Genomic DNA, 19684 nt, shown 5'->3' with positions numbered 1-19684 from the left:
ATTATAGATCCCCGCGGCGGTGTGCAATCAGATTGGCGAACAGGCCGGGTTGGGCACTCAGCGTGGCGTAATCGCCTTGCTGGACGATGTGCCCGCCTTCCATGACCCAAATCTGGTCGTAGTCTTCGGTATCTTCCAACTGGTGTGTCACCAGCAGGGTGGTTTGCTGATACGAGGCAGCATTCAGCGCCTGCATCACCCGCCGTTCACTGTGGGCATCAAGGCTGGCGGCCGGTTCATCCAGCAGCAGCAAACGACGTGGGCTGATAAGCGCCCGGGCAACCGCTACGCGCTGGGCCTGGCCGACGGAGAGACGGGCGGCGTTATCGCCGACTTCAGTCTCTAATCCCTGTGGCAAATGCGGCAGGATCTCACCGACGTAAGCTTGCTCTACCGCCAGCTGTAACTGGTCGTCGCTAGCCTGCGGGTTGCCCAGCAGAATATTGGCCCGCAGCGTTTGAGCCGGCAGGTGTGGGTTCTGTCCTACCCAGCCAAGCTGCTGACGCCAGCCTTCGGCGGCCAGTTCGCGCAACTCGATGCCGTTGACCGTCAGTGAGCCGCGATAGGGCAGAAAACCGAGCAGCAGGTTCAGCAGCGAACTTTTACCGGCGCCGCTCAACCCAACCAAAGCAATGCGCTGGTTTGCGGGCAGAGTGAAACTCAGCGGGCCGGCCAGCAGCACGCCATCCGGTGACAGGATCTCCAGATCCTGCGCCTGCAACTCCAGCGGCGCATCGCTATCCAGCGTTTGCGTGCCGCTACCCATTTGCTCGCCTTCAGCGCTGAGGAAGGTTTCCAGCGCTTCTGCTGCGCCCACCGCCTGCGCCTTGGCATGGTAGAAGGCCCCCAGGTCACGCAGCGGCTGGAAGAACTCTGGTGCCAGGATCAGTACCAGGAAACCGGCGAACAGCGTAACGCCGGTGCCGTAGCTGCCAAAATTAAGTTCGCCAAGGAACGAGAAACCAAAATAGACCGCCACCACGGCGATGGAGATGGAGGCAAAGAACTCCAGCACCGCCGACGACAGAAATGCCAGTCGCAAGACTTCCATGGTGCGAGTACGGAAATCCTCGGACGATTTGGCAATCTGCGCGGTTTCCGCTTCAGCCCGGTTAAACAGGCGCAGCGTATCCAGCCCGCGCAGGCGATCGAGGAAGTTACCGCTCAGTCGAGCCAGTGCCACAAAATTGCGGCGGTTGGCGTCTGCGGCACCCATACCGACCAGTGCCATAAACATGGGGATCAGCGGGGCGGTGGTCAACAGGATCAGGCCGGCGGCCCAGTTTATCGGGAATACGGTGATCAGGATCAGCACGGGAATAAACACCGCCAGATACATCTGCGGCAGGTAGCGAGAGTAGTAATCCTGCATGTCTTCGATCTGTTCGACAATGATACTGGCCCAACTGCCGGCCGGTTTGCCCTGGATCCAGGCCGGGCCAAGTTGTTGCAGTTTATCCAGCACCTGCTGACGCATTCGCTGACGGATCACCTGTCCGCAGATAAAACCGACGCGTTCTCGCAGCCAGCTCAGCACCGCCCGTAGCGCAAAGGTGGCGGCCAACCAGATAAACGAGGGGATCAGTTGTTCGCGCGGGGCGTGCTCGATAATCAGCGCGTGGAGCAGGGCGGCCAACAGCCATGCCTGGGCGACAATCAGAATGCCGCTTATCAGCCCCAACAACATGGAAAGGCGCAACCAACGCTGCGCCAGGGAGCTCTGAGTTTTGAGCCAATGGGTTAACTGTTGCTGTCTGGTTTTTTTCATCAGATATGGGTCTGCGTCGCCGGCGCCTGTGGGTACAGGCAAGGTTAACGTACTGTTAAAAAAAGTGTTTGCCCCAACCTGAAGCGAACAAGTGAAGGCCAATGTTACCTCTTCACCCGGCAGACTGAAAATAATAAAGCGGTCAAATGGGGGTATAACAGATGGCCGCAGCCAGGTTAACTCACCTCCTGGCTGGCTGCTTCCGCGGCCAGGGCGGCTTCTACCGATTTGCGCTGGGCAATCAATGCCATAAAACGGGTTAACGATGGCCAGTATTTTAGCTCGATCGAGAATGGGGCCATCCAGCGCAGCACGGTAAACAAATAGGCATCCGCCACGCTAAAATCTTTGCCCAGCAGGAAAGGCTGCTCGTCCAGTGTCCGGGCGACGTAATCGAGCCGACGGCGCAGCTTGTCGCGAAACAGCGTTTTGGCCGCTTCCGGCAGGGTTGTGTTGAACAACGGGCTGGAGCCTGAGTGGATCTCGCTGGTAATAAAGTTCAGCCACTCCTGTAAACGCACTCGTTCGAAGGATCCGCATGGCGGTGCCAGTGCGGTTTCGGGAGCCAGATCCGCCAGATATTGCACGATGGCGGCACCTTCGGTGATCACTTGTCCGTCGTCCAGCATCAGCGCGGCGACGTAGCCTTTGGGATTCACCTGAAAAAAGTCCCGGCCATCGGCGCTGCGTTTAGTGCGGTTATTGACTCGGATCAGTTCGAACGGCAGCCCCAACTCGCATAAAACAATATGCGGGGAGAGTGAACAGGTATCGGGTGCAAAGTAGAGTTTCATGGCAGTTCCTGCGCTAAGAAGCGGTATCGCTTAGCCGTCAGAATGCCGTCGGTGCTGCCGACAGAAAAATTAGAATGTCAGAAACCAGTTATCAGCTTAGCTACTGACGGGCAGTGGCAGATGAGCCTGCAGGTATTGCAACAGGGTTTGCACTGGCGCAGAGCCTGCGCCGCGGAACGAACAAACCAGGCCAAAGTGACGGTAGAGTGGGGTGATCAGCGGCAGGGTACAAATGCCTGGTGCATCGGCCGGGATTACCGAGGCCGGTATCAGCGAGACGCCGACCCCTTCACGTACCAACGTCAGCGCAGTGCTCCAGTCATTGACGGTGACGCGTATATCGGCCAATGACAAACCGGCCTGTTGCGCCAACAACTGCGCATTGAGATAACAACCGCCAGTGGCCAGCACAAAGGGCAATTCGGCCAACAAGCTGAAATCCACCGGCTTTCGGCTCCTGGCTAACGAATGTTCGCTGGCGGTGACTGCCAGCCACAGATCTTGCCCCAGTGGACAGCTCTGCCTTTCTGGGGATGGGTTCAGTACCACGCCGACGTCGGCGGTTTCCTGCGCCAACCAGTCTTCGACTTCCAGATCGCTGCCTTCCAACTGGACCAGCTCAATGGCGGGATAGCGTCGGTGGAACTTACGCACTAATGGCGGCAGCAGGAGGGAAAATGCTGAGGGAAAACTTGCCAGGCGAATCTTGCCGGCATGCGCGCTTTTTGCCTGTTGCGCGTAGTTTTTGATCTTATGAAGTTCGGCCAACATGGCACGAGCGTGCATGACAATCTGTTCACCGCTCTGGGTGAGGACAACGCTGTGTGGCAGGCGAACCAACAGCGGAGTTTGCAGTGCGTCTTCCAACTGAGCGATGGCCTGACTGGCCCCGGACTGGGTCATGCCACACAGACTCGCTGCCAGGGTAATTTTGCCGCTGTCGGCTACGGCAACCAATAAACGCCAATGGAGAAGATTGTGCATAGAACAACCGCCGGGTTAAATGCCAGGTACAAAAAAGCGGCTATGATAGCCGCTTTTCAAAATGACAGTCTGGGGTTACAGCACTTCTGCGCCGGCAATGCCGTCCAGATAACGCTCAGCGTCCAGCGCGGCCATACAACCGGTCCCGGCGGAGGTGATCGCCTGGCGGTAGATATGATCCATCACGTCGCCAGCGGCGAATACGCCAGGGATGGTGGTTTGGGTGGCATTACCGTGAATACCGGACTGCACCTTGATGTAGCCGTTTTCCAGCTCCAACTGACCACCGAAAATGCTGGTGTTCGGGCTGTGGCCGATGGCGATAAACACGCCGGCCAGTTCCAGGTCCTGCGTTTGGTTTTCCGCTTTGGTGCTACGGATACGCACGCCGGTCACGCCCATTTGATCGCCCAGCACTTCGTCCAGGGTATGGTCGGTATGCAGCACGATATTGCCGTTTTTCACTTTCTCCATCAGCCGGTTGATCAGGATCTTCTCTGAACGGAAGCTGTCACGGCGGTGGATCAGGTGAACTTCGGCCGCGATGTTGGACAAGTACAGTGCTTCTTCCACGGCGGTATTACCACCACCGACGACCGCGACTTTCTGATTGCGGTAGAAGAAACCGTCGCAGGTGGCACAGGCAGACACACCCTTGCCTTTGAATGCTTCTTCGGTAGGCAGGCCAAGGTAACGTGCGGAAGCGCCAGTGGCGATGATCAATGCATCACAGGTGTATTCGCCGTTGTCGCCGAACAGGCGGAACGGACGGTTCTGCAGTTCAACGCTGTTGATGTGGTCAAACACAATCTCGGTCTGGAATTTTTCTGCATGCTCGCGCATACGCTCCATCAGCGCCGGGCCGGTCAGGCCTTCGGCATCACCCGGCCAGTTTTCCACTTCGGTGGTGGTGGTCAACTGACCCCCTTGTTCCATACCGGTAATCAATACCGGGCTCAGGTTGGCGCGCGCTGCGTAAACGGCGGCGGTGTAGCCAGCCGGGCCGGAGCCCAGGATCAATAATTTGCTGTGTTTAGCCGTGCCCATGAATAACCTCTTTTCCCACAATGGCGGACAATGGATCCGATTGTAGGGAAAATGCGGCATTAAAAAAAGCGCCAGGGGATGTTGTTAACGATTTGTTTGATAGTCATGACCTATTAATTATTATTTTGCTGCTAAAGCGAGCGCAAAACGCAGCAATTTAACTTATGGAAGTCACTCAACGCGGTTCTGCATCCAATGGGCTGGAAACAGCCCGTTAAGCGGGTTTAAGCGCCTTGGTAGCGGGGTTTTTAAGCCAGCGATTCATAACTAAAAACGGCGTGCTAACTTTTCATGACGGTACGTTCTTCTGATTTTGCTTCTTTTACTTTGACAATCCGCTGCGCATTTGCGAAAACATCATAGGAAGAAGAAATTATCCCTGTCCCTACAGTAAATCGTACGTATTTACGGCGTTGACGCAGAATTTTGCGCCGTTGCTGAAGTCGCGTATGGCAGGTGAGGGGACGCCGCGCAAGCGAGGGGGATTTCTTCTTGCGATAACGTCATTTAGCTACCCGGTGCAGGGTTTGACAGACAGACTGCACAAGGGGTGATGATGGTAGTGAAGCATATGACAGGCATTGGGTCTTCGCTTGGAACGAACCCTTACACATTGACGTTGGTTAGGGTGTGGCAAGTGCAGGGAAGAAAATAAGAGAGACAATAATAATGGCAGACAATAAGAAACGCCCGGGTAAAGATCTCGACCGTATCGACCGCAATATCCTGAACGAGCTGCAGAAGGATGGGCGTATTTCGAACGTTGAGCTTTCGAAGCGCGTGGGGCTATCCCCAACCCCATGTTTAGAACGCGTGCGCCGCCTCGAGCGCCAGGGTTTTATTCATGGCTATACCGCTTTGCTCAACCCGCATTATCTGGACGCTTCCCTGTTGGTCTTCGTGGAAATCACGTTGAACCGCGGTGCGCCGGATGTGTTTGAGCAATTCAACTCAGCCGTTCAGAAGCTTGAAGAAATTCAGGAGTGTCATCTGGTGTCCGGTGATTTCGACTATCTGTTGAAAACCCGCGTGCCGGATATGTCGGCTTACCGTAAGTTGCTCGGTGAAACCTTGCTGCGTCTGCCGGGGGTGAATGACACCCGTACGTACGTGGTAATGGAAGAAGTGAAACAGAGTAACCGTCTGGTTATCAAAACACGGTAGGGTGCAGGTGCAAAACCTGATTAAATTGGTTACACTCCTGTTTATTCATACAGTTTCGGCGCCGGGGAAGCTTCTCGGCGCTGTTGCTATGTCAGCTAACAGGAACCTGGAGAGCCTTTCTTGAGCCAGGAATATACAGAAGATAAAGAAGTTACCTTGAGAAAACTCAGCAGCGGTCGCCGTTTGCTCGAAGCTGTGTTGATTGTGGTAGCCATTTTTGCCATTTACCTCATGGCTGCCTTGGTCAGTTTTAATCCCTCTGACCCAAGCTGGTCGCAGACCGCGTGGCATGAGCCTATTCATAACCTGGGCGGTGGCGTCGGGGCCTGGATGGCCGACACATTGTTCTTCACCTTCGGGGTGCTCGCCTATGCGATACCACCGATCATGCTGTTGTTGTGCTGGGCGGCTTACCGCCAGCGTGGTAATGGCGAATACATCGATTATTTTGCGCTTTCACTGCGCCTGATCGGCACGTTGGCGCTGGTGCTCACCTCGTGTGGCCTGGCGGCATTGAATGTCGACGACCTCTATTACTTCGCTTCCGGCGGCGTGATCGGCAGCTTGCTGAGCAACGCCATGTTGCCGTGGTTCAACGGTATCGGTGCCACCCTGGGGCTGCTGTGCGTTTGGGCAGCAGGGTTGACGCTGTTTACCGGCTGGTCCTGGTTGGTGATCGCCGAGCGTATCGGCGGGGTGGTGCTGGGTACGGCTACCTTTATGACCAACCGCTCACGTCGTGAAGACCGTTATCACGACGATGATGACCGTTACGTCGAAGATCAGCCTGAATCCGCTGACAAGGATGCCGCGCTTGCTGTGGCTACCTCGGCAACGGCGGCCAACGCGGCGGAAGACGACGTGTTGTTCTCTGCGCCTTCGGTAACGGAAACCGCCAAAATGGCGGCGGAAGATGCGGAAGATCCGTTACTCAGCGGTCTGCGGGCTAATGATGACGATGAGGCCGATGTCGCGCCTGTCGCGTCAGCGATAGCCAGCGCACCTGTCACTGCGGCACCTGTCGTGGCTCAGGCACCGTCGGTTACTGCAGCACCGGTGGCTCCGGCCTCGGTGAACCAGCATCCGATGAGTGCGGTAGCAGAAAACACCGCACCACCGCTGTATTCATTTGAAATCCCTGAAGAGACGCCGACGCCGAAGTTGACGCGCCAGGCCGATCCTTACCGGGATGACGATGAACCGCGTATGGGGAACTGGGACGCACCGGCCGTATCGCCGTCGCCAGACCGCTCCCCGTTTGATTTCTCTGCCGCCCAGCGTGATAGCGTTGACGTCAGCGCTCCGGCCGGATTCAGTGCCGCTGAGCCTGCCGTTACCCCGTTTGGTAGCGTGAAACCTCAGGCACCTGCTGCAGCGGCGGCGATTGCCGGTGCTGTTGCCGCCAATACCTTTATGCCGGCCTTTAGCGCCACCAGTGATGCTAACTCGCAGGTGAAACAAGGCCTCGGCCCTGAATTACCGCGGCCTAATCCGGTACGTATTCCGACTCGTCGTGAACTGGCTTCTTATGGCATCAAACTGCCTTCGCAGCGCATGGCCGAACAGGAACAGCGCACCCGAGAGGACGACGAGCCATTGCAGAATGCGGATAATCTTTCGCCAGATGATGAAGCCCTGCAGGAAGCGGCGTTGCGCCAGGCATTTGCCGAGCAGCAAAGCCAGCGTTACGGTGAGGAATCTGCATCGGATAATCTGGAGGATGAAGCTGCTCTGCAGGAGGCCGCACTGCGTCAAGCGTTTGCCAACCAGCAAAGCCAGCGCTATGGCCAGCCAGAAGTCGCGCCATCGGTGCAGCCAACCACGCCGGTCGATACCCGCAATGCGTTCGGCTTCTCGCCGATGGATGATTTGGTCGATGATGGTCCGGTTGAGCCACTGTTCACTCTGTCGCCGCAGTTGGAAGAGCGCATTGAGCAGCAAAGCGAACGTGAAGATGATGTACCGTTCGGTCAGTTTGAGCCCGCCGCGCCGGCTCAGCCTCAGACTCCGCCGGTACAGTCCTATCAGCCTGCTTACCAACAACCGCAGCAGCAACCAGCAGTCCAGCAACAGCCAGCCTATCAGCAGCCTGTGGCGCAACCGGAACCTGCCGCTGTGCAGCAACCGGCGATGGACAGCCTGATCCACCCGTTCCTGATGCGCAACGATATGCCGCTGCAAAAACCGACCACGCCGTTGCCGACGCTGGATCTGCTGACCGAAGCCCCGAAAGAGGTGGAACCGGTAGATTCCTTCGCACTGGAACAAAAGGCGCGTTTGGTGGAGGCCAGCCTGGCCGATTACCGGGTGAAAGCCGACGTGGTGGATATTTTGCCAGGTCCGGTCATCACCCGCTTCGAGCTGGATTTGGCTCCGGGCGTCAAGGCTGCACGTATTTCCAACCTGTCGCGCGATTTGGCACGTTCACTGTCGACCTCCGCGGTACGTGTGGTGGAAGTGATCCCCGGCAAGCCTTACGTCGGGTTGGAGCTGCCTAACGTCAGGCGTCAGACGGTCTATCTGCGAGAAGTGCTGGACTGCCCGGCGTTCCGCGACAATCCGTCGCCGCTGGCGATCGTATTGGGTAAAGACATTTCCGGCGAACCGGTGGTTGCCGATTTGGCGAAAATGCCACACCTGCTGGTCGCGGGGACCACCGGTTCCGGTAAGTCGGTCGGGGTCAATGCCATGATCCTGAGCATCCTGTATAAGGCCACGCCGAAAGAAGTGCGCTTTATCATGATCGACCCGAAAATGCTGGAACTGTCAGTCTATGAGGGCATTCCGCATCTGTTGACCGACGTGGTAACTGACATGAAAGACGCCGCCAATGCCCTGCGTTGGTGTGTCGCCGAGATGGAGCGCCGCTACAAGCTGATGTCTGCGCTCGGTGTGCGTAACCTGGCCGGTTATAACGAACGTGTCGATCAGGCCGAAGCCATGGGGCGTCCGATCCCGGATCCATTCTGGAAACCGACTGACAGCATGGATATCACGCCGCCGGTACTGGAGAAAGAGCCTTACATCGTGGTGATGGTCGACGAATTTGCCGACTTGATCATGACGGTCGGCAAAAAGGTCGAGGAACTGATCGCTCGTCTGGCGCAGAAAGCGCGTGCGGCGGGGATCCACCTGGTGCTGGCCACTCAACGGCCGTCGGTGGATGTGATCACCGGTCTGATCAAGGCCAACATCCCGACCCGTATCGCCTTTACCGTGTCCAGCAAGATTGACTCACGCACTATCCTCGATCAGGGCGGTGCTGAATCCCTGCTGGGGATGGGTGACATGCTGTATCTGGCCCCTAACTCCTCCATTCCGGTACGTGTGCATGGTGCATTTGTGCGCGATCAGGAAGTGCATGCAGTGGTTAAGGATTGGAAAGCGCGTGAACGACCTCAATATAAAGAGGGTATCCTCAACGCCGGTGACGACGGTGAGGGTGGTGCCGGCGGTGGTCTGGACGGTGATGAAGAGCTGGATCCGTTGTTTGATCAGGCGGTAGAGTTTGTGGTGGATAAACGCCGCGCTTCTATCTCCGGCGTACAGCGTCAGTTCCGCATTGGTTATAACCGCGCCGCGCGCATCATCGAACAGATGGAAGCGCAGGGCATCGTCAGCGAGCAGGGGCACAACGGCAACCGTGAGGTGCTGGCACCGCCACGGCATGACTGATGAAGTTTTAATCGTTGTTATTTAATTAAAAGGGCCGCTTAGCGGCCCTTGTGCAAAGAAGCGTAAACCCATCGGCTTCTCGGAACATTGGCCTATCTGCCGGCGAATGGCTTCGGGTAGAGTAAAGGTGTTTAAGGGTTAATTTGACCCGCACGGCACCGCCTTGCGGTTAACGTATTTCATAAGGTATCTGGAATAATGAAAAAACTGTTAGTTGCCTGTTGTCTGCTTTCGGGATTCGCTTCCACCTCTGTGCTGGCCGACGCTGCGCAGGATTTGCAAAGTCGTCTGGCAAAAGTGAACAGTTTCCACGCCAGCTTCTCCCAGACGGTGACCAGCAGCGATGGCGCGGCGGTACAGCAGGGTGAAGGCGAACTCTGGGTTAAGCGCCCGAATCTGTTTAACTGGCACATGACCTCGCCGGACGAGAGCGTACTGGTATCAGACGGTCAGACCCTGTGGTTCTACAATCCCTTTGTTGAGCAGGTCACCGCCACCTGGCTGAAAAACGCCACCGGCAACACGCCGTTTATGCTGATCACCCGCAATAACGCCAATGACTGGAAACAGTACAACGTTAAGCAGAAGGGCAATGATTTTGAGCTGACGCCAAAATCCAGCAGCGGCAACCTGAAACAGTTCGCCATTACCGTGGATAACAGCGGCACTATCCGCAGTTTTGCCGCGGTTGAGCAGGACGGCCAGCGCAGCTCTTATGCGCTGAAAAGCCAGCAGAATGTCGCGGCTGATGCCAGCAAATTCAAATTTACCCCGCCGAAGGGGGTGACGCTGGACGACCAGCGCCAGTGAGGTCCGCGTGAGTAATATGTCGCTCGATTTTTCCCAAAATGAATTCCAGCCGTTGGCCGCGCGGATGCGGCCGACCACGCTGGCACAGTACATCGGCCAGCAGCATCTGTTGGCTGCCGGTAAGCCTTTGCCGCGGGCTATCGAGGCGGGACAACTGCATTCGATGATTCTGTGGGGGCCACCGGGCACCGGGAAAACCACGCTGGCGGAATTGATCGGCCGTTACGGCCAGGCGGACGTCGAACGTATTTCTGCCGTCACGTCCGGGATTAAAGAGATTCGCGAGGCGATCGAGCGTGCACGTCAAAACCGTGACTCCGGTCGCCGTACTATCCTGTTTGTCGATGAGGTGCACCGCTTCAACAAAAGCCAGCAGGATGCCTTCCTGCCGCACATTGAAGACGGCACCATCACCTTTATCGGCGCCACCACCGAAAACCCGTCCTTTGAGCTTAACTCGGCGTTGTTGTCGCGTGCTCGCGTCTATTTACTGAAGGCACTGACTGCCGAAGATATCAGTCAGGTGCTGGATCAGGCGATGAAAGACCACAGCCGGGGCTTGGGTAGCCAGAATATCGAACTGCCGGAAGAGACGCGCCGCATGTTGTCGGAGCTGGTGGGCGGCGATGCCCGTCGGGCGCTGAACAGCCTGGAGATGATGGCGGACATGGCGGAAATCGACGCCAAAGGTATCCGCGTATTGACGCCGGAGTTACTGAAAGAAGTCTCCGGGGAACGTAGCGCGCGTTTCGATAATAAAGGCGACCGCTTTTACGATCTGATCTCGGCGCTGCATAAATCGGTGCGTGGTTCAGCACCGGACGCTGCGTTGTACTGGTATGCCCGTATTATTACCGCCGGAGGCGATCCACTCTACGTGGCACGCCGGTTGCTGGCGATTGCTTCTGAAGATGTAGGTAATGCTGACCCGCGTGGCATGCAGGTGGCTATTGCGGCCTGGGACTGCTTCACCCGCGTCGGCCCGGCGGAAGGCGAACGGGCGATTGCCCAGGCTATCGTCTATCTGGCCTGTGCGCCAAAAAGTAACGCGGTTTACACCGCCTTCAAAGCGGCGATACGTGACGCCAAAGAGAGGGCTGATTATGATGTCCCCGAGCACTTGCGTAATGCGCCAACCAAGCTGATGAAGGAAATGGGGTTGGGGGCAGAATATCGCTACGCCCACGACGAACCCAATGCTTATGCCGCCGGTGAAGATTACTTCCCGCCTGAAATGGCCAAGACGCGTTACTATCATCCAACCTCTCGTGGGCTGGAAGGTAAAATCGGTGAAAAGCTGGCATGGCTTGCTGAGCAGGATCAAAATAGCCAGACAAAACGCTACCGCTAGCGTTGCCGTTGCGGTAAGGTTAGCGGGTATCACTCTTCCTTTATGCGGCTATAAATTCAGCCGAATAAAACATCAAATTTTCTTTCAATAACAATAAGCACAGGATTAGCATGCTCGATCCCAATCTGCTGCGTAATGAGCTAGACGCAGTCGCCGTCAAACTGGCTCGCCGAGGCTTTAAACTCGATCTGGATCTGCTGCGTTCTCAAGAAGAGCGTCGCAAAGTTCTGCAGGTAGAAACCGAAACGCTGCAGGCAGAACGTAACTCCCGATCGAAATCCATCGGCGCTGCTAAAGCGCGCGGGGAAGACATTGAGCCGCTGCGTCGCGAAGTAAACGAACTGGGTGACAAGCTGGACACGGCCAAGGCCGCGTTGGACCAGCTGCAGGCTGAAATCCGTGACTATGCGTTGGCGATCCCGAACCTGCCGGACGATGAAGTGCCAGACGGCAAAGACGACAGCGATAACCAGGAAGTCAGCCGCTGGGGCGAACCGCGCCAGTACGATTTCCAGGTGCGCGATCACGTCGATCTGGGCGAAATGGCCGGTGGCCTGGACTTTGCCGCGGCGGTAAAACTGACGGGTTCACGCTTTGTGGTGATGAAAGGGCAAATCGCCCGCATGCACCGTGCGTTATCCCAGTTCATGCTGGATCTGCATACCGAACAACACGGCTATCAGGAAACCTACGTTCCTTATCTGGTTAACCATGCCACGCTGTACGGTACTGGCCAGTTGCCGAAGTTTGGTGAAGACTTGTTCCACACCAAACCGCTGGAAGAAGAATCCGACAGCAGCAACTATGCGCTGATCCCAACGGCAGAAGTGCCGTTGACCAACCTGGTGCGCGACGAGATCCTGGAAGAGGAATCACTGCCGCTGAAGTTGACCGCGCATACGCCTTGTTTCCGTGCCGAAGCCGGTTCTTATGGTCGTGACACTCGTGGTTTGATCCGCATGCACCAGTTCGACAAAGTTGAGATGGTGCAGATCGTCCGTCCGGAAGACTCTATGGCTACGTTGGAAGAGCTGACCGGCCATGCAGAGAAAGTGCTGCAGTTGCTGAACCTGCCATACCGCAAAATGTTGCTGTGTACCGGTGATATGGGTGCAGGCTCGTGCAAGACCTACGATCTGGAAGTGTGGTTGCCAGCGCAGGACACTTACCGTGAGATCTCGTCTTGCTCCAACATGTGGGATTATCAGGCGCGCCGTATGCAAGCCCGCTGCCGCAGCAAAACCGAGAAGAAGCCGCGCCTGGTGCATACGCTGAACGGTTCTGGTCTGGCAGTCGGTCGTACTCTGGTGGCGGTGCTGGAAAACTACCAGCAGGCCGATGGCCGTATTCAGGTACCAGAAGTATTACGCCCGTATATGGGTGGCCTGGAATATATCGGTTAATAAGTTAGCTGTTTCATGAAAAGCGCCTGCGGGCGCTTTTTTTATAAGAAAATTGTTACCCCTTTGTTCGAAAGCTCTTTTTCTTTCAGATACTTCCCCCGCTTTATTGATAGTCGACAAAGTTCACTACTCACTTCTGAGTAATATCCACTCATAGAGGAGGGTTTTTACTCAAGCTATCAGCAGACATCGGATCTGTCTCCTCTGTTCGCGCCTTGAATCAAGGGCATGACGTTTATCAATATCAGGGTAAAACGTGGAGTGAGTTATGTCGGAAAACAAAACAAACCGTCAGGAGTCTGGGGGATTCAGCCGTCGTACGTTGGTTAAATCCAGCGGCATCGTTGGGTTGGCACTGGCCGTCGGTGGCATAGCATTGCCCTTTAGCCGGCGTGCTTTAGCGGTTTCAATCAGTGAAAGTGTGCTACAAGCCGCGCAGGACAAAGTGGTCTGGGGCGCTTGTTCGGTTAACTGTGGCAGTCGCTGTGCCTTGCGTTTACACGTCCGCGACGACGAAGTTTATTGGGTCGAAACCGATAACACCGGCCTGGATGAGTATGGCGACCATCAGGTGCGAGCCTGTTTACGCGGTCGTTCTATTCGTCGCCGAATGAACCATCCTGACCGCCTGAATTATCCCATGAAACGCGTCGGTAAACGGGGAGAAGGCAAATTCAAACGTATCAGCTGGGACGAAGCTTATGATGCCATCGCCAACAACCTGAAGCGGATTGTCGGGCAATACGGCAACGAAGCGGTATATATCAATTACACCTCGGGCATAGTTGGCGGCAATATTACCCGCTCATCGCCGAATGCTTCACTGGTCGCCCGTCTGATGAATTGCTATGGCGGTTACCTGAGCCAGTATGGCACTTACAGCACTGCGCAAATCGCCTGCGCCATGCCTTACACCTATGGCAGCAATGAAGGTAACAGCACCTCGGATATTGAAAACAGCAAACTGGTGGTGATGTTCGGTAATAACCCGGCGGAAACGCGGATGAGTGGGGGCGGTATTACCTATTATCTGGAGCAGGCGCGTGAACGTTCTAATGCACGGATGATCGTTATCGATCCGCGTTATACCGATACTGCCGCCGGACGTGAGGATGAATGGATCCCGATTCGGCCGGGCACGGATGCGGCGTTAGTGGCTGGGTTGGCACATGTGTTGATCAGCGAGAATTTGGTCGATCAACCCTTCCTGGACCAATATTGCGTTGGTTATGACGAGAAAACCTTACCTGCCGGTGCCCCGGTAAATGGCCATTACAAGGCCTATATTCTTGGGCTGGGTGAGGATGGCGTTGAAAAAACGCCGCAGTGGGCGGCAAAAATTACCGGCATTCCGACAGATCGCATTATCAAACTGGCAAGGGAAATAGGCAGCGCGAAACCGGCCTATATCTGCCAGGGCTGGGGGCCACAGCGGCAGGCCAACGGTGAACTGACCTCGCGGGCCATCGCCATGCTGCCGATTCTGACCGGCAATGTCGGCATTAATGGCGGTAACAGCGGGGCGCGTGAATCCACCTATACCATCACCATTGAGCGTATGCCGGTGTTGACCAACCCGGTCAAAGCGCAAATCTCCTGTTTTAGCTGGACCGATGCCATTGTGCGAGGCCCGGAAATGACCGCCAGGCGCGATGGGGTTCGTGGCCAGGATAAGCTGAACGTACCGATTAAGTTCATCTGGAACTATGCCGGTAACACCATTACCAACCAGCACTCCGACATCAATAAAACCCACGATATTTTGCAGGATGACTCTCAATGCGAAATGATAGTGGTGCTGGAAAACTTTATGACCTCGTCGGCAAAATATGCCGATATACTGCTGCCGGATCTGATGACCGTCGAACAGGAAGACATTATTCCCAACGACTATGCCGGTAACATGGGCTATCTGATCTTTATTCAACCCGCCACCACCGCCAAATTCGAACGTAAGGGCATCTATGAGGTGCTGAGTGAAGTAGCACGTCGTTTGGGGCCAGAGGTGCATCAGAAATTCACCGAAGGGCGTACCCAAGCGCAATGGCTACAGTATTTGTACGCCAAAATGCAGGCGCGGGATCCCCTGTTGCCGGACTATGAAGCGTTGCGCAGCATGGGGATCTACAAGCGTAAAGATCCCAATGGCCATTTCGTGGCTTACAAAAGTTTCCGTCAGGATCCCGAAGCGAACCCGTTAAAAACGCCGTCCGGCAAGATAGAAATCTATTCCAGCCGACTGGCTGAGATCGCCAATGACTGGCAACTGGAGAAAGACGAAACCATCAGCCCGTTACCGGTTTATGCCTCGACCTTTGAAGGCTGGGACGATCCGCTGCGTAAAACCTACCCGCTGCAAATGTTTGGCTTTCACTACAAGGCCCGCACCCACTCCTCGTACGGCAATATCGACATTTTGCAGGCGGCCTGCCGCCAGGAAGTGTGGATCAACCCACTGGATGCGCAATCGCGTGGGATCCTCGCCGGTGACAAGGTGCGGGTGTTCAACGGCCGTGGCGAAGTGCGGGTCGAGGCCAAAGTGACGCCGCGCATCATGCCGGGTGTGGTGGCTATGGGGCAGGGGGCCTGGCATCAGGCTGATATGAGCGGCGATCGGGTCGATCATGGCGCCTGCATGAATACCCTGACCAGCCATCGTCCCTCGCCTTTGGCGAAGGGGAATCCGCAGCATACCAATCTGATTCAAATCGAAAAGGTATAAGGGGGTAGCCAATGACTCAGCAATATGGATTCTTTATCGATTCAAGTCGTTGCACCGGCTGCAAAACCTGCGAACTGGCCTGCAAGGACTATAAGAACCTGACGCCGGACGTCAGCTTCCGTCGCATCTATGAATATGCCGGAGGCGATTGGCAACAGGATGGCGAAGGCTGGCAACAAAACGTGTTTGCCTATTATTTGTCGATCGCCTGCAACCATTGTGAAGATCCCGCCTGTACCAAAGTGTGCCCGACCGGTGCGATGCACAAACGGGAAGACGGCTTTGTGGTGGTGAATGAAGAGGTGTGTATTGGGTGTCGCTATTGCCACATGGCCTGTCCGTACGGCGCGCCGCAATACAATGCGGCTAAAGGGCACATGACCAAATGTGATGGCTGCCATGAGCGAGTGGCGGAGGGCAACAAGCCTATCTGCGTAGAGTCCTGCCCGCTGCGGGCTCTGGACTTTGGTCCTATCGAGCAACTACGCCAGCAGCATGGCACTTTGGCACAGGTGGCCCCGCTACCGGCTGCGCATTTTACCCGGCCATGCATCGTGCTGAAACCCAATGCCAATAGCCGACCGAGTGGTGATACCACCGGTTATCTGGCCAATCCGAAGGAGGTTTAATATGGGCATGGGATGGCATGAATGGCCGCTGATGCTGTTTACCGTATTGGGGCAATCTGTGGTGGGGGCGATCATCGTTATGGGAATTGCGGTGATCGGTGGCAATCTGAACCAGCAGCAGGACCGGGCAGTGCATCGCTCAATGTTCTTCTTATGGTTGCTGATGGGCATCGCTTTTGTCGCTTCTACCTTGCACCTGGGTTCACCGTTACGGGCGTTTAACTCGTTAAACCGTGTCGGTGCTTCGGCGTTGAGCAACGAAATTGCCGGTGGCGCGTTGTTCTTCGCCGTCGGGGGGGGTTATTGGCTGCTGGCGGTATTGGGCAAAATGCCAGCGGCGTTAGGCAAAGTGTGGCTGTGGATGACCATGGTGTTGGGCGTGGTCTTTGTTTACGCCATGACACGGGTGTATCAAATCGATACTGTGCCAACCTGGCATAACGGTTACACTACGCTGAACTTTTTCCTGACGACGCTGATCGGCGGGCCGTTGCTGGGCGTTCTGTTACTGCGTGCGGCTGGATTAGCGGTATCGGCCCGCTATTCACTGGCTACTCTGAGCGTAGTGGCGCTGTTGGTAAGCCTGGGTGCGGTGATGATGCAAGGCTATGAGTTGGCCAGTATCAACAGTTCGGTACAGCAGGCATCAACGCTGATCCCTCAATATGGCCAGTTAATGGTTGGGCGGCTGGTGTTGGTGGTGTTAGGTTTAGGTTGTTGGATTTGCCCACTGTTGCGCCGGGGCAACGCGAGCGTGATGGGGATGGTTTTAGGTTTGATTTTGGTTATCGCTGGTGAGCTGGTGGGGCGTGGTGTGTTCTACGGCCTGCATATGACCGTTGGCATGGCGGTAGCCGGTTAATATTGTAGTCAGGCACAGTTCGCTGTGCCCTTAATAGGATCCTTGATTTATGACGCTTGAAAATATCGCTTTAACGGGCCGGGTGCTGGGTGTGTTGTTGTATGCACCGCCAGAAAGTGAAGACGGTCAACAGTTGTTGGCAACCTTGTCTGAATCTGAGTGGGTCAAAGAATGGCCGTATGGCGACGCCGAGCAGTTGCAGACGGCGGCAGCACTGATCGCTACCGGGATTGCAGATGAGCAAGAGGAGTCATTGGCAGAGGCTTACCAACGTCTGTTTGTCGGGCCTGACACCTTACCGGCTCCGTTATGGGGCTCGGTGTATCTGGACAAAGAGAACGTACTGTTCGGCAATTCTACCCTGCGTCTGCGCCGGTGGTTACGTTCGAATGGCATTGATGCGCAACACGACCGCAATGAGCCGGAAGATCACATCGGCACCTTGTTGATGATGGTGGCATGGTTAGCTGAAGAACGTCAGGGTGGGCTGGTTGAACAGTTGCTGACCAAACATGTGCTGCCTTGGGCTCCGCGCTATCTGGAGTTGTTGCAGGCGAATGCGCAACATCCTTTCTATCAGGGGCTGGCACAATTAGCACAAATTACCCTGAGCGCCTGGGGCGAAGAATGCACTGCCGAAGTTGAGTCTTTGGACCTGCATTTCTGATAAAAAATGAACGGCCGTCAGGCGTACAAACGCTGGCGGCCATTCATCGGTTCGGCATCCGGCGAAACGTACCGGTTTAGCGAAGGGGGGCCAGTTCATAGGCTTGTTTGACAAACTCCGCCAGGTGTTTGGCTTCGATGTCAGCCACCGAGTGAAGTTTGATATGACGGCGATATTTGCCACCGCCCTCCAGTATTCGGTGGGGATCTTCGAGCAGGTAGCCCTGGCCAAATTCTACCGAGACATGGCCACTGTAGCTGAATACGCCACAAAAAAACGCCGTATGAGCAAACATGATGCCACCGTACTTTACCGATTCGCAGACATTGTCACCCATTGCGGTGGCCAGTTGGCGAACGTGCTGAATCACCGGTAAAAGCTCCGCGTGGGTGCTGGCAATATCACTCAACAGTGCGGTGACGGCAGTCTCTGTTTTGCTTTCCATCATGTCCTTCCTCCCCGTGAATTTTATCCGTGTTCAGCATAAAGGTTTTTGCTCTGTGTTGCGCCTGTCAGTCTGTGTAATACAAATTGTGCGGTGGACAGATAAGAGCTGATTGACTTTTTTATCGCCAGTGGCATGATGCGCGCACTCTCATTGCGCGTTCGGTTTCAATCTCACTATGTCCGCATATTCCCGCCCAGTGCTCCTGCTGCTCTGTGGCCTGTTGTTGCTCACGGTTTCTATTGCCGTATTGAATACGTTAGTGCCTCTTTGGTTAACCCATGCTCAGTTGTCAACCGGGCAGGTGGGAATGGTAAGTTCTTCTTACTTTACCGGCAATCTGTTCGGCACGCTGATTGCGGGCAAACTGATCCAACGCATTGGCTTTACCCGCAGCTATCATCTTGCCTGCGTGGTGTTTGCCGTGGCAACCGCCGGTATGGCGTTATCGCTCGATTTTTGGAGTTGGATGGGGTGGCGCTTCTTTGCCGGTATCGGCTGCGCCTGGATTTGGGTGATTGTTGAGAGCGCCTTACTGCGCAGTGGTAATCTTTCCAACCGTGGCCAACTGCTGGCGGCCTATATGATGGTTTACTACCTCGGTACGGTGGTCGGCCAACTGTTGTTGAGTATGGTGTCTACCGAACTGTTGAACGTGGTGCCGTGGGTAACAGCCATTGTGATCAGCGCCATGCTGCCGATGTTGTTTGCCCGGGTGAACAGCCAGCACGATGAACCCCAACAGGCTGCGGTATGGCCGATGCTGAAACGCCGCAGTGCTCGGTTGGGCATCAATGGCTGCATTATCTCCGGCATTGTGCTCGGTTCGCTGTATGGCCTGATGCCGCTGTATTTATCCCATCAGGGCATGAGTGATGCCAACGTCGGTTACTGGATGGCGTTGCTGGTCAGTTCCGGCATTGTTGGCCAATGGCCGGTAGGGCGCCTGGCTGACCGCTATGGCCGCCTGCTGGTACTGCGCATTCAGGTATTTGTGGTGATCCTCGCCAGCGTGGCAATGCTCAGTCACTCTGCCATGGCGCCGTCGCTGTTCATTCTGGGTTGTGCCGGCTTCACCCTGTACCCGGTGGCGATGTCCTGGGCCTGTGAGAAGACGCTGCCGCATGAGCTGGTGGCAATGAACCAGGCGCTATTGATGAGTTACACTATCGGTAGCCTGATTGGCCCGTCGATGACGGCGCTGCTGATGCAACATTATTCTGACCAGTCACTGTTTGTGATGATCGCCGCCGTGGCTCTGGTTTATCTGATGATGCTGCTGAAAAAGCCGGACCCGCAACATACCCCGTTCGCCGCCGCCTGAGCATAAAAAACCCGGCCATACTGTGCCGGGTTTTTTGTT

The 19684-nt window shown here is 55.7% G+C and carries 15 protein-coding genes; 10 read left to right on the top strand and 5 right to left on the bottom strand.

Annotation, left to right across the window (positions count from 1 at the left end):
* Nucleotide 1 precedes the first annotated feature (1 nt).
* The 4 genes from cydD to trxB all read right to left on the bottom strand — a co-directional run bounded on the left by cydD (nucleotide 2) and on the right by trxB (nucleotide 4593).
* On the bottom strand, nucleotides 2-1768 hold the full coding sequence (gene cydD / locus OC597_RS01700) for a heme ABC transporter permease/ATP-binding protein CydD (protein WP_262207133.1): 1767 nt from the start codon (nucleotides 1766-1768) through the stop codon (nucleotides 2-4).
* 176 nt (nucleotides 1769-1944) lie between these two features.
* Nucleotides 1945-2562, bottom strand: a complete 618-nt coding sequence (gene gstA, locus OC597_RS01695; RefSeq protein WP_261284116.1) for a glutathione transferase GstA — start codon at nucleotides 2560-2562, stop codon at nucleotides 1945-1947.
* A gap of 96 nt (nucleotides 2563-2658) precedes the next feature.
* Nucleotides 2659-3546, bottom strand: a complete 888-nt coding sequence (locus OC597_RS01690) for a LysR family transcriptional regulator (protein WP_262207131.1) — start codon at nucleotides 3544-3546, stop codon at nucleotides 2659-2661.
* Nucleotides 3547-3621: 75 nt separating this feature from the next.
* Complete coding sequence (gene trxB, locus OC597_RS01685; protein ID WP_099061793.1) at nucleotides 3622-4593, bottom strand: thioredoxin-disulfide reductase; 972 nt, start codon at nucleotides 4591-4593, stop codon at nucleotides 3622-3624.
* A 669-nt stretch (nucleotides 4594-5262) separates the two neighbouring features.
* Between trxB and lrp the strand changes: the two genes are divergently transcribed.
* The 9 genes from lrp to dmsD all read left to right on the top strand — a co-directional run bounded on the left by lrp (nucleotide 5263) and on the right by dmsD (nucleotide 17876).
* Nucleotides 5263-5757 carry a leucine-responsive transcriptional regulator Lrp gene (gene lrp / locus OC597_RS01680; RefSeq protein WP_004928318.1) on the top strand — a complete coding sequence of 165 codons (495 nt, stop codon included), beginning with the start codon at nucleotides 5263-5265 and terminating at the stop codon, nucleotides 5755-5757.
* A gap of 120 nt (nucleotides 5758-5877) precedes the next feature.
* Nucleotides 5878-9432: a DNA translocase FtsK 4TM domain-containing protein gene (locus OC597_RS01675; RefSeq protein ID WP_262207129.1), complete on the top strand. Its 3555-nt coding sequence runs from the start codon at nucleotides 5878-5880 to the stop codon at nucleotides 9430-9432.
* A gap of 198 nt (nucleotides 9433-9630) precedes the next feature.
* Nucleotides 9631-10242, top strand: coding sequence for an outer membrane lipoprotein periplasmic chaperone LolA (gene lolA / locus OC597_RS01670; protein ID WP_085116057.1), 612 nt, complete (start codon nucleotides 9631-9633; stop codon nucleotides 10240-10242).
* Nucleotides 10243-10249: 7 nt separating this feature from the next.
* Nucleotides 10250-11593: a replication-associated recombination protein A gene (locus tag OC597_RS01665; protein WP_261284119.1), complete on the top strand. Its 1344-nt coding sequence runs from the start codon at nucleotides 10250-10252 to the stop codon at nucleotides 11591-11593.
* Nucleotides 11594-11703: 110 nt separating this feature from the next.
* On the top strand, nucleotides 11704-12996 hold the full coding sequence (gene serS / locus OC597_RS01660; protein ID WP_099061790.1) for a serine--tRNA ligase: 1293 nt from the start codon (nucleotides 11704-11706) through the stop codon (nucleotides 12994-12996).
* A 268-nt stretch (nucleotides 12997-13264) separates the two neighbouring features.
* Complete coding sequence (ynfE, locus tag OC597_RS01655) at nucleotides 13265-15718, top strand: selenate/tellurate reductase subunit YnfE (protein ID WP_262207126.1); 2454 nt, start codon at nucleotides 13265-13267, stop codon at nucleotides 15716-15718.
* Between the two features lie 11 nt (nucleotides 15719-15729).
* Nucleotides 15730-16347 (top strand): DMSO/selenate family reductase complex B subunit, encoded by a 618-nt coding sequence (locus OC597_RS01650; protein WP_085116061.1) that lies wholly within the window; start codon nucleotides 15730-15732, stop codon nucleotides 16345-16347.
* A gap of 1 nt (nucleotide 16348) precedes the next feature.
* Entirely contained in the window at nucleotides 16349-17209 is an 861-nt protein-coding gene (locus OC597_RS01645; RefSeq protein WP_262207124.1) for a DmsC/YnfH family molybdoenzyme membrane anchor subunit, read from the top strand.
* Between the two features lie 49 nt (nucleotides 17210-17258).
* Nucleotides 17259-17876, top strand: a complete 618-nt coding sequence (dmsD, locus tag OC597_RS01640) for a Tat proofreading chaperone DmsD (RefSeq protein WP_261253258.1) — start codon at nucleotides 17259-17261, stop codon at nucleotides 17874-17876.
* Between the two features lie 76 nt (nucleotides 17877-17952).
* Here the strand turns inward: dmsD and OC597_RS01635 are convergent, their stop codons facing one another.
* Entirely contained in the window at nucleotides 17953-18321 is a 369-nt protein-coding gene (locus tag OC597_RS01635) for a DUF1801 domain-containing protein (RefSeq protein ID WP_314733032.1), read from the bottom strand.
* 178 nt (nucleotides 18322-18499) lie between these two features.
* Between OC597_RS01635 and OC597_RS01630 the strand changes: the two genes are divergently transcribed.
* On the top strand, nucleotides 18500-19645 hold the full coding sequence (locus OC597_RS01630) for an MFS transporter (protein WP_261253264.1): 1146 nt from the start codon (nucleotides 18500-18502) through the stop codon (nucleotides 19643-19645).
* Nucleotides 19646-19684: the final 39 nt, after the last annotated feature.

It is taken from the genome of Serratia proteamaculans, assembly GCF_946227095.1.
Classification (GTDB): domain Bacteria; phylum Pseudomonadota; class Gammaproteobacteria; order Enterobacterales; family Enterobacteriaceae; genus Serratia; species Serratia proteamaculans_E.
Note: the sequence above shows the minus strand (reverse complement) of the source record. Positions and strands in the feature narration are given on the sequence as shown.

Coding starts and splice junctions, on each gene's coding strand:
- cydD (WP_262207133.1), bottom strand. CDS start 1,768: ATGAAAAAAACCAGACAGCAACAGTTAACCCATTGGCTCAAAACTCAG.
- gstA (WP_261284116.1), bottom strand. CDS start 2,562: ATGAAACTCTACTTTGCACCCGATACCTGTTCACTCTCCCCGCATATT.
- OC597_RS01690 (WP_262207131.1), bottom strand. CDS start 3,546: ATGCACAATCTTCTCCATTGGCGTTTATTGGTTGCCGTAGCCGACAGC.
- trxB (WP_099061793.1), bottom strand. CDS start 4,593: ATGGGCACGGCTAAACACAGCAAATTATTGATCCTGGGCTCCGGCCCG.
- lrp (WP_004928318.1), top strand. CDS start 5,263: ATGGCAGACAATAAGAAACGCCCGGGTAAAGATCTCGACCGTATCGAC.
- lolA (WP_085116057.1), top strand. CDS start 9,631: ATGAAAAAACTGTTAGTTGCCTGTTGTCTGCTTTCGGGATTCGCTTCC.
- serS (WP_099061790.1), top strand. CDS start 11,704: ATGCTCGATCCCAATCTGCTGCGTAATGAGCTAGACGCAGTCGCCGTC.
- ynfE (WP_262207126.1), top strand. CDS start 13,265: ATGTCGGAAAACAAAACAAACCGTCAGGAGTCTGGGGGATTCAGCCGT.
- OC597_RS01650 (WP_085116061.1), top strand. CDS start 15,730: ATGACTCAGCAATATGGATTCTTTATCGATTCAAGTCGTTGCACCGGC.
- OC597_RS01645 (WP_262207124.1), top strand. CDS start 16,349: ATGGGCATGGGATGGCATGAATGGCCGCTGATGCTGTTTACCGTATTG.
- dmsD (WP_261253258.1), top strand. CDS start 17,259: ATGACGCTTGAAAATATCGCTTTAACGGGCCGGGTGCTGGGTGTGTTG.
- OC597_RS01635 (WP_314733032.1), bottom strand. CDS start 18,321: ATGGAAAGCAAAACAGAGACTGCCGTCACCGCACTGTTGAGTGATATT.
- OC597_RS01630 (WP_261253264.1), top strand. CDS start 18,500: ATGTCCGCATATTCCCGCCCAGTGCTCCTGCTGCTCTGTGGCCTGTTG.